The sequence below is a fragment of the Tenacibaculum gallaicum genome (assembly GCF_003387615.1).
Lineage (GTDB): Bacteria > Bacteroidota > Bacteroidia > Flavobacteriales > Flavobacteriaceae > Polaribacter > Polaribacter gallaicus.
Window position 1 is genome coordinate 1 of the sequence record NZ_QUNS01000007.1, and the last position, 15961, is coordinate 15961.

The following is a 15961-nucleotide window of genomic DNA, read 5'->3' on the forward strand; positions in this document are numbered from 1 at the left end:
TTTTTCCACTTAACAACTACTTTTTTTGCCTTTTTTTTACAACCAATTTTTAAATCGCTACTCCACAATATTTTAACCCAAAAAGTTTTTTGTAAGTATATCCTATTTTAAACCTGATTTATCCATTTTACCCGTAAAACACCTTAATTAATCGAAAGCTTTGTTATACTTAGATTGTATATATAGGTAGACAACTCGCGTTAAGGATTAAAGTGGCATCCTTTTGTCTTGGCTGTATTTAGCAGCCTAAACAAAAGATATAACGGAAAGCCCGACACTTTGTATTGTTGGAACGCAGTGGAAACATGCAACAAAGTGGAACGCCCACACCAACAAATCATCTTATGTGAAATACATTATATATATATTGTAGGAAAAATGCTTTTACAATATCTTTGCGATTCAAAATTTCCACTTGTAAGGAAATTATTTATAACAACTATATTATATAATGATAAAGATTACATTACCCGACGGGAGCGTCAAAGAATTTGAAATGAACAGCACTCCAATGGATGTTGCTAGAAGTATTAGTGAAGGTTTAGCTAGAAATGTTATTTCTGCGAGTTTTAATGGAACTACCGTTGAAACCTCTACTCCTTTAACCACAGATGGCTCGTTAGTTTTATATACATTTAACAACCCTGAAGGGAAAAAAGCTTTCTGGCATTCTTCTGCTCACGTATTGGCTCAAGCTATTTTAGATTTTTATCCTAATGCGAAATTAACTATTGGTCCTGCTATTGAAAATGGGTTTTATTACGATGTTGATTTTGGAGACGAGTCTATTTCAGAAAAAGACTTTGACAAAATAGAAAAGAAGTTTTTAGAACGTGCTCGTGAAAAAGCAGAATTTAAACTACGTTCTATTTCTAAAGCTGATGCTTTAGCTTATTATACAGCCCAAGACAATCAATATAAGGTAGAGCTTATTGAAGGGTTAGAAGATGGTGACATTACTTTTTGTGATCACAGTGATTTTACTGATTTATGTCGTGGTGGACACATTCCTAATACAGGAATTATTAAGGCTATAAAAATTATGAATGTTGCTGGTGCTTATTGGCGTGGTGATGAAAAGAACAATCAGTTAACTCGTGTGTATGGAATTTCTTTCCCTAAGCAAAAAGAGTTAAAGCAATATTTAGAACTACTTGAAGAGGCTAAAAAACGTGACCATAGAAAACTTGGGAAAGAGTTAGAGTTATTTACGTTTTCTCAAAAAGTTGGACAAGGGTTACCTTTATGGCTGCCTAAAGGCGCCGCTTTACGTGGTCGTTTAGAAGATTTCTTAAAAGCTGCTCAGAAGAAAGCTGGTTACGAAATGGTAATGACACCACATATTGGTCAGAAAGAACTATATGTAACTTCAGGACACTATGCTAAATACGGTGAAGATAGTTTTCAGCCGATTACTACTCCGAAGGCTGACGAAGAGTTTTTATTAAAACCGATGAACTGTCCGCATCACTGTGAGGTCTATAATCACAAACCTTATTCGTACAAAGATTTACCAAAACGTTTTGCTGAATTTGGTACTGTATATAGATATGAGCAAAGTGGTGAATTACATGGTTTAACTCGTGTACGTGGTTTTACTCAAGATGATGCTCATATTTTTTGTACCCCTGAACAATTAGATGAAGAGTTTAAAAATGTGATTGATTTAGTACTATATGTATTTGGTTCTTTAGGTTTTGAAAATTTTACTGCACAAGTATCTATTAGAGACATGGATAATCTTGACAAGTATATTGGTTCAGTTGAAAACTGGGAAAAAGCAGAACAAGCAATTATCAATGCAGCAAAAGATAAAGATTTAGATTATGTGATTGAAGAAGGCGAAGCTGCCTTTTATGGCCCAAAATTAGACTTTATGGTTAAAGATGCTTTAGGCAGAAGTTGGCAATTAGGGACTATTCAAGTAGATTATAATTTACCTGAACGTTTTGATTTACAGTATAAGGGCGCTGACAACCAATTACACAGACCTGTAATGATTCACCGTGCGCCATTTGGTTCTATGGAGCGTTTTATTGCTGTTTTACTAGAACACACAGGAGGTAATTTCCCGCTTTGGCTAACTCCTGAGCAAGTTATTGTACTGCCAATCAGTGAGAAATATCAAAAATATACAGAAAAAGTTTTAACTTTGTTAGAAAATTCCGAAATTCGCGCCCTCGTTGATAACCGTAACGAGAAGACAGGAAGAAAGATACGCGATGCCGAAGTTAGCAAAATACCTTTTATGGTTATTGTTGGAGAACAGGAAGAAAAAGACGGCACAGTATCTGTAAGAAAACATGGTGAAGGTGATTTAGGAACATTTACTATAGAAGAGTTCGTTTCTCTAATACAGAAAGAAGTTAGTAAAACATTAGTTCCTTTTGGAAGTTAAAAAATAAATAGTAATTTAAAATTTATAAGTCATAGCAATTAGAAGAAAAGGCGGTAGAAGACCCGCGAGAGTAATTAAAGAAGATCAACATAGAATTAATGAAAAAATTAGACATGTTGAAGAAGTTCGTCTTGTAGGCGATAACGTAGAAGTTGGTGTATATCCATTAGCTAAAGCTAGAGAGATTGCACGAGAGTTAGAATTAGATTTAGTTGAAATTTCACCTAAAGCTGTTCCTCCTGTATGTAAAGTTATTGATTACAAAAAGTTCTTATATGAGCAAAAGAAACGTGAAAAAGCCTTAAAGTCTAAAGCGACTAAGGTTACCGTTAAGGAAATTCGTTTTGGACCTCAGACTGACGAACATGATTACGAATTTAAAAAGAAGCATGCTATTAAGTTCTTGAAAGACGGAGCTAAATTAAAGGCTTTTGTATTCTTCAAAGGACGTTCAATTGTATTTAAAGAACAAGGACAAATTTTACTACTAAAATTAGCTCAAGAATTAGAAGAATACGGTAAGGTAGAACAAATGCCTAAATTGGAAGGAAAACGTATGATTATGTTTATTGCCCCTAAAAAGGTTAAATAAACAAATACAACGATAATATAAGCAAGATAAAACTAAGAACAAAGATGCCTAAAATTAAAACAAAGTCTAGTGCCAAAAAACGTTTCAAGTTAACTGGTTCTGGGAAAATCAAAAGAAAGCACGCGTTTAAAAGTCACATTTTAACAAAGAAGTCTAAAAAACGTAAGCTTGCATTAACTCATTCGACTTTAGTACACAAGTCAGATGAAGCTAACATTAAGCAACAATTAGTTTTAAAATAATTGTTAGCACAGGGAATTTAATTATTAACCATGGAGTTAGGCACATGAAGAACTTTTAAATAAGTCGCCTACTACAAAAACACATTTGAATTATGCCAAGATCAGTAAATTCAGTAGCTTCAAGAAATAGAAGAAAAAAAATCTTGAAGCAAGCAAAAGGTTACTTTGGACGTCGTAAAAACGTTTACACAGTAGCAAAGAATGCGGTTGAAAAAGGAATGCTATATGCATACCGTGACCGTAAAAACAATAAGAGAAACTTCCGTTCATTATGGATCCAACGTATTAACGCTGGAGCTCGTCAGTACGGAATGTCTTACTCACAGTTTATGGGTAAAGTTAAAGCTAATAACATTGAGTTAAACCGTAAGGTTTTAGCTGATTTAGCTATGAACAACCCAGAAGCTTTTAAGGCCGTTGTAGAAAAAGTAAAATAAGTTTCATAACCTTGCTTATACTAAAAACCCAAACTTTAACGTTTGGGTTTTTTTAAACCATCTATATTCATCAATTGAACTAAAATATCAATCCTATGAAATTTTTTAAAATAGTATTCATCTTTATTTTTACTCAAAGTATTATTGCTCAAGACAGCTCTATTGAGCAGCCCAATACTGTTGAAAACCAATTTAAAGAGCTTTACAAAAAATCAAACAACTATCAAATTTATAAGGTTGTAAAAAAAAATGAATACTTAAGACTACAGAATAGTATTTTAGATAGTATAAAAGTTATTAAAACTGATGCAGCTGCTAAACAAGTAAAAATAAATGAGCAGCAAAAAAGTATTACTGAACTACAAACTAAAATAGATACATTAAATAAAGACTTAACCACTTCTATTGACAAGGAGGATGCTATTTCTTTTATTGGTATTCCTCTAAACAAATCCACTTACAATTCTATCGTATGGGGGATCATTTTTGTTTTACTTGCTGGGTTAACTTTTTTTATCTACAGGTTTAAAAACAGTAATGTAATTACTAAAGAGACTAAAAGTTTACTAACTGATACTGAAGAGGAGTTTGAGCAGTATAAGAGAAAGTCTATTGAAAAAGAACAAAAACTACGTAGACAGTTACAAGACGAAATTAATAAACAACGTGGTGTGAATTAATATTCCATCCCTGATTTACATAAAAAAGCAACTCTTGTTCGGCTACTTTAGTAAACTAAGGGTTGCTTTTTATATTTGTATTCTTCCCTTTTTAAGATAGTTTTGTCATTAGAAAAAAGCTATTTAAAGTTACTACACCTAACAAATACATCAATGAAAAAGAATTTTACTCTATTGTTTATTTTGATTTCTTTCAGCATTTATTGCCAAAACAAATATGAAATTAAAGGTTTCTCAAATAAGTATAAAGGATTGTTGACTATTGAGAAAGGTTATGAAAATGAAATTTTTAAAAAAGGATGTATTGCTATTTTTGAATCTAAAACAAATACAAAAATAATAGAAATTCAATCCGACGAATTAACTTTTGAATTAGAAGCTACAAAACATGTTAAAACTAATATTTTAAAACTTCCATATGGAGAACAAAGTATTTTAATATCTAAAGATTTCAATTTTGATGGTATTAAAGATTTAGCCATTATGAATGGACAATTTAGCTGCTATCATGGACCATCTTTTAACGTCTATCTAGAAATTAACAACAAACTAACATTTAGCCCTGAGTTTACTCGATTAGCGCAAGAATATTGTGGTATGTTTCAAACGAACGCCAAAACAAAAACTATTCACACTATCACAAAAAGTGGTTGTTGCTGGCATCAATATTCAACTTTTAAAGTCGTTAACGACGTACCTACTCCTACTTTAATTATAGAAGAAAACGCTGCATTTGCTCCTTTTTTCTCTACAACTACAACACAGTGGAATGGTAATAAAAAGAACACAAAAATTATTAAAACATTAAACCTTAAATATGATGGTGTTTCTGAAATATTATCATTCAAACTTATTAGAAACCAAAAACAAGTTGTTCTATTCAGCATCGATAATCAAGTACTTAATTATGCCTTGGTAAAACCTAACGGAGTTGTAGAGTTTTCATTTCCTCTTGAAATGATGCAAGAAAATTATAATTTCAACCTCAATAAAACAGATAATACATTAACCTTTAAAAACAGGAGTGCAACTTACCAAATCTATCAAAAAAGTAAAGAAAACAAAGTTAATAGTATTGGTATACTTGTTACTGTAAATGGTAAGAATTACGATTTAAAAGGAAATTTAAACTCTATAAAAGGAAGTTTAAAAACTTTAAAAGGCACAGAACTAAACAATCTTATCAGCGAATAAGTTTTAGCTTCAAATAGTTTTAACAAAAATCCCGAGTTTATCACTCGGGGTTTTTGTTAAAACTACCATTATCTAGCATTGTATTTATTATGACAACCCTGAAATTACTCCGTTGTTATCAATCGTCATATTTTCAGATGCCGGTGTTGCAGGCAACCCTGGCATACGCATCATTTTTCCTAAAATTGGAATGATGAACTGTGCTCCTGCCGCAATCTCAATTTCTCTAACCGTAATCGTAAACCCTTCAGGTTTTCCAATTAACTTATCATCATCAGAAAATGATTTTTGCGTTTTTGCCATACAAATAGCAAAGTCGTTAAACCCTAAACGGTCAATTCTACGTAGGTTTAGCTCTGCCTTTTTATCATAAGTTACTCCGTCTGCACCATAAACTTCTTTAGCTATAGTTTCTATCTTTTCTTTTACTGGACTCTTCCAGTCGTACAGTGGTTTGTACTGTGTTGCTTTATTTTCAACTACGTCAACTACAGCTTTTGCTAAATCTTTAGTTCCTTCTCCTCCTTTCGCCCATCCTTCTGAAACGACAGCTTGTACTCTTAACTTATCACAAGCATCAATTACAAACTGTACTTCTTCATCAGAATCAGAAATGAAAGAGTTTATTGCTACGACAGGCTCAATATTGAACTTTCTAATATTTTCAATATGCTTCTCTAAATTTTTAAATCCGCTTTGCACACGTTCTAAACTTGGCGTATTATATTCTTCTTTTGGAGAACCTCCATGGTGACGCAATGCTCTAATAGTAGCAACTAATACTACACATTTAGGATTTAACCCTGCATATTGTGATTTAATGTTTAAGAATTTTTCTGCTCCTAAATCAGCCCCAAAACCAGCTTCTGTTACCACATAATTTGATAAAGATAATCCCATTTTAGTCGCAATAATTGTATTTGTCCCTTGTGCTATATTTGCAAAAGGTCCTCCATGAATTATTGCTGGATTTTCTTCTAACGTTTGTACCAAGTTTGGTTTTACTGCATCTTTTAACAAGATAGCCATTGCATCTTGTGCTTTTAAATCACGAGCAAAAACTGGTTTTTTATCAAATGTAAATCCTATAAAAATATTTCCCAAGCGCTCTTTTAAATCATCAAAAGAAGTTGCCATACAAAGAATTGCCATTACTTCAGATGCTGGCGTAATATTAAACCCATCTTCACGAGGTATCCCATTTGCTGTACCCCCTAAACCAATTGTGATTTGACGTAATGCACGATCATTCATATCAATTACACGTTTCCATAAAATGGTTCGTGGATCAATATTTAAATTGTTCGCTTTACTTTGTAAATTATTGTCTATTAAAGCTGACAGTAAATTGTTCGCTTTCTCAATTGCATTAAAGTCTCCTGTAAAATGTAGGTTGATATCTTCCATTGGAACTACTTGAGAGTATCCACCTCCAGCAGCTCCTCCTTTGATTCCAAAAACAGGCCCTAATGAAGGCTCTCTTAACACTACAGTAGCTTGCTTCCCTACTTTATTCAACCCTTCTGTTAAGCCTATAGAAACAGTAGTTTTTCCTTCGCCAGCTGGCGTTGGAGTTAATGCTGTTACCAATACTAAGTTATTTTCTCTTATTTTCTCTTCATCTATTAAGCTTAGGGGTAATTTAGCTTTGTATTTCCCATACATTTCTAAATCATCTTCTTCTATTTGTAACTTACTTGCTATATGCTTAATATGTTGTAATTCTTTTGCTTGAGCAATCTCGATATCGGTTAAATGCGCCATGGCAAATTGTTTAAAATTTTAAGTTATTTATTTTGCTAAAAAGTAGGTAAATATACGTAATATAATTCCTGTAAAAACTGACATTTGTTAGCAAATATTCCCTAATTATTATCTAATCACATAAATATGGTAAAAGAATTCGCTTTTCTTTTAATGAAACGCTATATTTGCACGTTTTTAAAATAAAGTCGATTTAAATTATTTACAATGCAAAACAAAGGATTAATTAAATTATTTGCTATACTTTTTGGTTTGGTAAGTATTTATCAATTATCGTTTACGTTCTTTGCCAATAAGGTAGAAGATAGTGCGAAACAGTATGCTAAGGCTAATGTTAGTGATAACAATGGTAGAGCTTTGGCTAGATATGAAAGAAAATACTTAGATAGCGTAGCTAACAAGGAGGTAGTAGATTTGTGGTTTACACAATACACTTATAATGACGTCAGAAACAAGGAAATGAACCTTGGTCTTGATTTAAAGGGGGGTATCAATGCAATTTTACAGGTATCTGTAAAAGATATCTTAATCGGATTATCTAACGATTCTCAAAACACAACTTTTAAGCAAGCATTAGCTAATGCTGATGAAGCTCAAAAAGACAGTCAAGAGAATTATTTAGATTTATTCTACAACGAGTTCGAAAAATTGAGTAATGGCAGCCTTAAATTAAGCGACCCAAGTATTTTTGGAACGAAAGCTTTACGTGATAAAATAGACTTCAACAAAACAAACGAGCAGGTTAAATCGACTTTACAAGAAGAAATCAACACTTCTATCAACACTGCTTTTGAAGTATTACGTAGCCGTATTGATAAATTTGGAGTTGTACAACCAAATATTCAACGAATCGGAAACTCTGGTAGAATTCAGGTAGAATTACCAGGAGCAAAAGATATTGATCGTGCTAAAAAACTTTTACAAAGCACAGCTGAATTACAATTTTGGGAAGTACATACTAATGCTGACGTTCAAAATTTTTTCTTTACAGCCAATGCTAAAGTTGCTGAAATGTTAAAAGATGACTCAGCTACTAAACAAGTTAAAGACACAGCTAAAGCAGACAACGATATTGATGACTTATTAGGTGAATCTGCTGACTCAACAAATGTTGAAACTCAAAAGAATTTATTTACTTACTTATTCCCAAATGTGGCTCAAAGCCCACAGCAAGTAAGTTCTTTAGTTGCGCAAGCTAGGGTTCAAGATACAGCGAAAGTAAATAGTTTCTTACACAACAAAGAGGTAAGAGCTTTATTACCTAATAACTTAAAATACACTAAGTTTTTATGGGATTACAAGTCTCAAGCTGGTGCTGATGGAACAGAAATTATTGGTTTATATGCAATTAAATCTAACAGAAAAGACAAAGCTCCTATTGATGGAGATGTGATTGCTGATGCTAAACAGGATTACGACCAATTAAGTAAGCCTGTTGTATCAATGTTAATGAATGGTTCTGGTTCTAAGCAATGGGCTAAAATGACTAGCGAAAATGTTGGTAAGTTTGTTGCTGTTGTTTTAGATGACTACGTATATACTGCTCCTGTTGTAAATGGTGTAATTCCTAATGGTAGTACTCAAATATCAGGAGGTACGATGACTGTTACAGAAGCACAAGATATTGCAACAGTTTTAAAAGCTGGTAAATTACCTGCTCCTGCAAGAGCAATCCAAATGGAAGTAGTAGGGCCTTCATTAGGTAAGGAATCTATTGATGCGAGTATATGGTCTTTCGGACTAGCTATTATTTTAGTCTTAGTTTGGATGTTCTTATACTACGGTAAAGCTGGTATCTATGCTAATATTGCCCTAGTAGTGAACATTTTATTTATCTATGGTTGGTTAGCTTCTTTTGGAGCTGTTTTAACATTACCTGGTATTGCGGGTATTATCTTAACCATAGGTATGTCTGTAGATGCCAATGTAATTATTTTCGAAAGAATTAAAGAAGCCTTAAATGGTGGTAAAAACTTAGGTGAATCAGTAGAAGAAGGGTTTAGTTTTAAAGGAGCTTTATCTGCTATTATTGATGCTAACATTACCACGTTCTTAACAGGTGTTATCTTATTTGTTTTTGGTACTGGACCTATTAAAGGTTTTGCTTACACTTTAATGCTAGGTATTGGTACTTCATTATTTACAGCCATTTTTATTACTCGTTTATTTATAGATGGTGCTGTTAGCAAAGGAAGTAATTTAACATTTAACACTAACATATCTAAAAACTGGTTTAAAAACATTAGTATTGAATTCCTACAAAAGCGCAAGATTGCTTATATCATTTCAGGATTCTTTATTGCAATAAGTTTAGTCTCTATTTTTACTGTAGGTTTAAAGCAAGGAGTTGATTTTAAAGGAGGGCGTTCATATGTGGTTCGCTTTGATGAAGCTATGAAAGGTAACGAAGTAGCTGACGCTTTAAAAGACGTATTTGGAACTGCTCCGGAAGTAAAAACTTATGGTTCTGATCACCAATTAAAAATTACTACTGCTTTTAAAATTGATGAAGTAGGTACTGAAGTTGATGAAACTGTACAAAGCGCTCTATATAACGGTTTAAAACCCTACTTAGGAGATACAACTTACGAAAATTTCAAGCCTGGTTTTGAAAAAGCAGGAAATGGAATTATGAGTTATATGAAAGTAGAACCTACCATTGCCGATGATATTAAGCAATCCGCTTTATGGGCAGTATTAGGGTCGTTAATCGTAGTATTCTTATATATCTTATTACGTTTTAGAAAAATGGCGTATTCTATCGGTGCAGTAGTAGCTGTTTTCCACGATGTATTGGTAGTATTAGGTGTATTCTCTTTACTTTACAAATTTATGCCATTTGATATGGAAATCGGTCAGTCATTCATTGCAGCTATCTTAACTGTAGTAGGATATTCATTGAACGATACCGTGGTTATTTTTGATAGAATTAGAGAATTTACCGAAGGTAAAAATACAGTTACTGCTAACTTAGTTAACAAAGCATTAAGCAGTACGTTAGGAAGAACTATCAACACCTCTTTAACAACATTATTAGTAATGTTAGCTATTTTCTTCTTTGGGGGAGATAGTATTAAAGGATTTATGTTCGCATTAATCGTAGGTGTAGTAGTAGGTACTTATTCTTCTCTATTTGTTGCAACGCCAATTATGTTTGACGTTTCTAAAAAAGAAGAAAACAAGTAACTCATATAAAAACATACATAAAACCGTTTTGAATAAACTTCAAAACGGTTTTTTCATTTAATATCAAGCAACTATCTTTGCAGTCTGATGAAAATTACAAAACTCCACGATTTATACTTTAAAGAATTTATTTCAGCTGATGAAATTTCTACTACTGTAAGCTCTTTGGCTGAACAGTTAAAAAACGATTTACCTTCAAATGAAGTTCCTATTTTTATAGGTATTTTAAACGGGTGTTTTGTTTTTAGTGCTGATTTTTTACGCCAATATAAAGGAAACTGTGAAATTAGCTTTGTTAAACTGTCTTCTTACCAAGGCACATCTTCAACAGAAAATGTAAAGAGTTTAATTGGTCTTAACGAAGATTTATCTGGTCGTACTGTTGTAATTTTAGAAGATATTATTGATACTGGTACAACCCTTCAAGAGATTTATGAAATCTTTAAAACAAAAAACATAAAAGAATTAAAAATAGTAACACTTTTTTACAAGCCTGATGTTTATCGTAAAGAGTTACATATAGACTATATCGGAAAAAGTATTGACGATAAATTTATTGTAGGTTATGGATTAGATTACAAAGGTTATGGTAGAAATTTGCCTGCTATTTATCAATTAACAACACAACCCAATATGAAAAACGTCGTATTATTCGGCCCTCCTGGTGCAGGAAAAGGTACTCAAGCAGAAGTTTTAAAAGAAAAATATAATTTAATACATATTTCAACTGGAGAAGTTTTCCGATTTAATATCAAAAATGAAACTGAACTAGGTGTATTAGCAAAAAAATATATTGATGCTGGAGATTTAGTTCCTGATGAAGTTACCATTAACATGTTAAAAGAGGAGGTAAATAAAAATGCCGATGCTGCTGGGTTTATTTTTGATGGCTTCCCTCGTACAGAATCACAAGCAGAAGCGTTAGATACTTTTTTAGCTGAAAAAGGTGAACGTATTAACGGAATGGTTGCTTTAGAAGTACCAGAAGATTTATTGGTTGAACGTTTACTAGAAAGAGGAAAAACTAGTGGTCGTTCAGACGATATGGATGAAAGTAAAATCCGTAACCGTTTTAACGAATATAACACTAAAACAGCTATTTTAAAAGAGTATTACAACACACAAGGCAATTACTATGGTGTAAACGGTGTTGGTTCTATTGAAGAGATTACACAGCGTTTATCTGACGTATTTGATACGTTATAAATTACAATACATTATAATTTCCTGTAAAAACAAGAAATTCACCGTATTAAAGAATATAATTTTAACAAGATTCCTACTTTCGTAGGAACAACATTATAGAAGAGATGACTGAAGGAAATTTTGTCGACTATATTAAAATTTACGCATCATCCGGTAAAGGTGGGCGTGGATCTGCACACCTGCACCGAGAAAAATTCGTTGCTAAAGGTGGTCCTGATGGTGGAGATGGTGGTCGTGGCGGACACGTAATTATTCGTGGCGATAAAAATATGTGGACACTTTTTCATTTAAAGTTTAAACGTCATTTTAGAGCTGAACACGGTGGTGACGGTAGCAGCAGCCGAAGCACAGGTTTTGATGGTAACGATGTTATTATTCCTGTTCCTTTAGGAACTATTATCCGAGATGCTGATACCGACGAAATTTTATATGAAGTAATAGATGATGGTGAGGAAATCATCTTATTAGAAGGAGGTAAAGGTGGTCGTGGTAACTGGCATTTTAAGTCACCTACCAACCAAACTCCTCGCTACGCTCAACCAGGTATTGACGGTCTAGAAGGTTGGTATCGTATCGAATTGAAAGTTTTAGCTGACGTTGGTTTAGTAGGTTTCCCAAATGCTGGAAAATCTACTTTATTATCGGTAATAACTGCAGCAAAACCAAAAATTGCTGATTACGCTTTTACAACCTTAAAACCTAACTTAGGAATTGTAGAATACAGAAATCATCAAAGTTTTGTAATGGCAGATATTCCTGGAATTATTGAAGGTGCTGCAGAAGGAAAAGGTTTAGGGCATCATTTTTTACGTCATATCGAACGTAACTCTACCCTACTCTTTTTAATTCCTGCTGATAGTGAGGATATAAAAAAGGAATATGAAATCTTACTGAATGAACTTCGCAAACACAATCCTGAATTGTTGGATAAAGATCGTTTGTTAGCCGTTTCTAAATCAGATATGTTAGACGACGAATTGAAAGAAGAAATTAAACAAGATTTACCAGAAGGTATTGAAGCCTTATTTATCTCCTCTGTAGCCCAACAGGGCTTAATGGAGTTGAAAGATAAACTCTGGCAAATGTTGAATTAATTATTTTCAACAAGATAAACTTTAAAAAAAACACCTCTACGAGGTGTTTTTTTTAATCCATATTCCAGATTTTTCCAAATATTTCTTTAAAGGATTCATCAGCATTTTCTTGAGTACTATTATCTATATACTCACTCATTAGTGCCACTCTATCTACAGCGCTTGGATGTGTAAATATTTCTGGTCCTAATAAAGATTGAACTACTTCTAAGTTCTGTTTTAATTCTTCTCCTAAAACTTTTTCTTTAGTTAACATTAAATGTATAGCTATTAAATCTGCTAAATACTCTGCCTTTTTGTAATCATTTGTTTTAATTCCAGAAGGTATTTGCGAACCTAATTCAAACTTTTTTGCTTGATTAAGTGTTACAATATGACCTATCTCATGAGATAATACATAAACTTTTATATACTCTTTATCATAGTCTACCAAGCCTTGACTTACTTCAATATAACTGTCTGCTGCTCCAGCATTAATAGAGTTATCTTCTTTGTCTATCCTAAACTCATTAGGTATTTGTATATCTTTGTACGAACTAAATAAAGGTTTTATTCTTTCTTGATACAGTTTATTTAGCTGTTCTTCTTTTGTCAGCTCTACAATTATATCTTCGTTTTTTATAGCACTTGTTTTACAGCCAATTAGTAAAATAGCTATTAGTAATATGGTTATTTTTTTCATAATAATAAATTTGCATAAAAAAACACCCTTAAAATAAATCTTAAGAGTGCTTAACTAGGGGAATAATCAATTAATCAAAATAAGTGTACGTAATGTCAGTGTTAATGAATCCAAATACTACATATGATGCTGTTACTGGGTAGTTATCTGTATTATACGTATATGTTACAGGTGTATCACTTGAAAAACTTCCTTGTGCTGGATTATTAATATTTACTCCATCTAACCCTGTTCCTACGTTAATTTTAGCAAAAGCTGAAGGATATACTCCTTTAAAAGGATTATTTTTGTCATCATATGTGTTTTCTAATGTTCCAGTTCCAATAGTTTGAGACTTTACATTCCCTTCTTCATTGTATGTATAACTTGTATTAGTTACTTTGTCATTTTCTTTGTTTACTCTTTCTTTCTTTTCTAATCTATTATCCGCATCGTAAGTATAAGTGTAAGTATAAATTTCTTTTCCATCTTCTTTTTCAATAGCGCTTACAATTAAACCTGCATCATTGTAGGTATAGATAGTACTTTTTGCATCAGTTTTAACTTCAATTACTTGGTTTTTGTCATCATATACCAATGTGTACGTTGTGGTTGCTCCTCCTTCTTCAATTGCGTATGATTTAATAAAATTAGATACATCATCATACGTATAAGTAGTTAGGCTCTCACTATAATCATCTTTAAAAAGGAAGGTTTGAATTTTTGAACCACTACCTACTTCTCCACGAATATTAATAGTAACATTGTATACTTTCTCATCACCATTTTCTGCAGTAACAGTAAAAGGCATTGCTTCACCGTCAACAAAATTTACCGCTTCTCCTGAGGCTGGTGAAATAGTAGCTTTATCTGATATGGTAATATTAGGAACTAAACCTGTAATATCTGTTTTAAAAGGAACACTTATTGTAATGTTATTTCCTAAATCGTATATAACATCATCTTCACTTAAGCCTTCAAAGTTTATTTTAAGACTTGTAATACTGTTTAAAGATGATTGTACTACTTTATCGTTATCATCACTAGAGCAGCTTACTATTACAAGTGCAATAATTAAAGACAAAAAAGGGAAAACTTTTTTCATAATGTAAATATTTAAATAATTAGTAATTAAGTATCAATTTATTTTTATCCGTTTGATACTTGCCGGATATTTTATTTTAAAAATTTGGGTTGTTTATCTTAGCATCGTTAGGAAACTGTACAACATACCTACTGTCATTTTTATTTAGGGTATAATTTTTTCCTTCGTACCACTTTGTTATTTCAGGTTGCGTAGTTCTTTTTAAGTCATTCCAACGTTGCCCCTCAATTGCAAATTCACGTGCACGCTCGTCTAATATTTCTTCATATAACTGTTGCTTTGTTAATGAATTAATATAAGTGGTATAAGTTGTAACTTTAGTTGGTGTATACCTGTTCTTTACTAATACTAACAGTTGCTCTTTTGCAAATGTTAATTCGTTTAATTGTGTATACGCTTCTGCTAAGGTTAAGTATAGTTCAGCTACTCTGAAAGTTGATTTGTACTTAATGTCTGCTGTTTTAGCAGCTCTGTAAACTGTTCCGTCTTTCTTAAAGTAAATATTAAATCTTAAATCGTTTATTCTATCATATTTATTTAAAAATTGATCAGAAATAGAAGCATCGGTAGTGATATTATTAGAAGATACTATGTCTAACGCCAAAATAGATTCTATTGAATTAAACTCTGAAGGCATCATGGAATTATCTGAATTTAAATCTTGTATTGTATTTTTTATGGTTAAGGCTTCTTTACTTGCGTCAATAGCTTTTTGCCACTCCTTTTTATACAAATACACTCTAGCTTTTAGACTTTTTAAGGCAATTTTTGAAAATCTATAGTTAAAACCAGAAGCTTGCTGTTCTATATTTAAACGTGCTTCGGCATTAGAAAGATCACTTAATATTTGTGTATATACTTCTTCTACTGATTGAATGTCATACTTTTGGTCTAAGTTATATTCAGTAACTATAGGAACTCCATTATCATTACTTGCAGTTGTTGTATCATATGCCTTTGCATACAAATTAATTAACTGAAAATATTGTAGTGCTCGTAAAGCGTAAGCTTCCCCAACTAATTGGGTAATTGCTGTTGCGTCTCCAGTAATTTCTGTTTCTTTTTCTATAACATGATTTGCATGAAAAATTATTTTATAGAAACTAGCATACGAAAAAGGTGTTGTTAGTGGTGACGCACTGGCATCATTCCAAATAAAAAGATCTTCGTACAGTTCAGACGCAAAAGACGCTTTAGTTAATTGAAGCTCATCTCCTCTATAAGTAGTTAATATATAGTTGTTTTTTTCTGTTGCATAAGCTGTTGTTAAAAAGCTTCTATAATCTTCAACCGATTTTGGTATTACTTGTCCTACTGGCTCTATATCTAAGTAATCATCACAAGAAACAATGCTTACTATGCTAATTAATAATATGTATATATGTTTTTTCATTTCTGTATT

13 protein-coding genes are annotated in these 15961 nt (G+C 32.3%); 9 read left to right on the plus strand and 4 right to left on the minus strand.

Going from position 1 to position 15961, the window contains the following annotated elements:
* Positions 1-451 precede the first annotated feature (451 nt).
* From thrS to C7448_RS12270, 6 genes are all read left to right on the plus strand, one after another.
* On the plus strand, positions 452-2398 hold the full coding sequence (gene thrS, locus C7448_RS12245; protein ID WP_115901680.1) for a threonine--tRNA ligase: 1947 nt from the start codon (positions 452-454) through the stop codon (positions 2396-2398).
* Between the two features lie 73 nt (positions 2399-2471).
* Positions 2472-2990 (plus strand): translation initiation factor IF-3, encoded by a 519-nt coding sequence (gene infC / locus C7448_RS12250; protein WP_262510992.1) that lies wholly within the window; start codon positions 2472-2474, stop codon positions 2988-2990.
* Between the two features lie 44 nt (positions 2991-3034).
* Positions 3035-3232, plus strand: coding sequence for a 50S ribosomal protein L35 (gene rpmI / locus C7448_RS12255; protein ID WP_099215431.1), 198 nt, complete (start codon positions 3035-3037; stop codon positions 3230-3232).
* 92 nt (positions 3233-3324) lie between these two features.
* Positions 3325-3669 carry a 50S ribosomal protein L20 gene (rplT, locus tag C7448_RS12260; protein WP_115901682.1) on the plus strand — a complete coding sequence of 115 codons (345 nt, stop codon included), beginning with the start codon at positions 3325-3327 and terminating at the stop codon, positions 3667-3669.
* Positions 3670-3764: 95 nt separating this feature from the next.
* Complete coding sequence (locus tag C7448_RS12265; protein WP_115901683.1) at positions 3765-4349, plus strand: coiled-coil domain-containing protein; 585 nt, start codon at positions 3765-3767, stop codon at positions 4347-4349.
* A 153-nt stretch (positions 4350-4502) separates the two neighbouring features.
* Positions 4503-5543 (plus strand): XAC2610-related protein, encoded by a 1041-nt coding sequence (locus C7448_RS12270; RefSeq protein WP_115901798.1) that lies wholly within the window; start codon positions 4503-4505, stop codon positions 5541-5543.
* An 87-nt stretch (positions 5544-5630) separates the two neighbouring features.
* Here the strand turns inward: C7448_RS12270 and C7448_RS12275 are convergent, their stop codons facing one another.
* Positions 5631-7307 carry a formate--tetrahydrofolate ligase gene (locus tag C7448_RS12275; RefSeq protein WP_115901684.1) on the minus strand — a complete coding sequence of 559 codons (1677 nt, stop codon included), beginning with the start codon at positions 7305-7307 and terminating at the stop codon, positions 5631-5633.
* 207 nt (positions 7308-7514) lie between these two features.
* Between C7448_RS12275 and secDF the strand changes: the two genes are divergently transcribed.
* From secDF to obgE, 3 genes are all read left to right on the plus strand, one after another.
* A complete protein-coding gene (gene secDF / locus C7448_RS12280; RefSeq protein WP_115901685.1) occupies positions 7515-10493 on the plus strand; it encodes a protein translocase subunit SecDF in 2979 nt (992 codons plus the stop codon).
* A gap of 87 nt (positions 10494-10580) precedes the next feature.
* The gene (locus tag C7448_RS12285; protein WP_115901686.1) at positions 10581-11699 is read left to right on the plus strand and encodes an adenylate kinase; all 1119 of its coding nucleotides are present in this window, start codon (positions 10581-10583) and stop codon (positions 11697-11699) included.
* Between the two features lie 104 nt (positions 11700-11803).
* Entirely contained in the window at positions 11804-12793 is a 990-nt protein-coding gene (obgE, locus tag C7448_RS12290; protein ID WP_115901687.1) for a GTPase ObgE, read from the plus strand.
* Positions 12794-12845: 52 nt separating this feature from the next.
* Here the strand turns inward: obgE and C7448_RS12295 are convergent, their stop codons facing one another.
* From C7448_RS12295 to C7448_RS12305, 3 genes are all read right to left on the minus strand, one after another.
* Complete coding sequence (locus tag C7448_RS12295) at positions 12846-13475, minus strand: M48 family metalloprotease (protein ID WP_115901688.1); 630 nt, start codon at positions 13473-13475, stop codon at positions 12846-12848.
* Positions 13476-13545: 70 nt separating this feature from the next.
* Entirely contained in the window at positions 13546-14559 is a 1014-nt protein-coding gene (locus C7448_RS12300) for a DUF4595 domain-containing protein (RefSeq protein WP_115901689.1), read from the minus strand.
* 76 nt (positions 14560-14635) lie between these two features.
* On the minus strand, positions 14636-15952 hold the full coding sequence (locus C7448_RS12305) for a RagB/SusD family nutrient uptake outer membrane protein (protein ID WP_115901690.1): 1317 nt from the start codon (positions 15950-15952) through the stop codon (positions 14636-14638).
* Between the last annotated feature and the right edge of the window lie 9 nt (positions 15953-15961).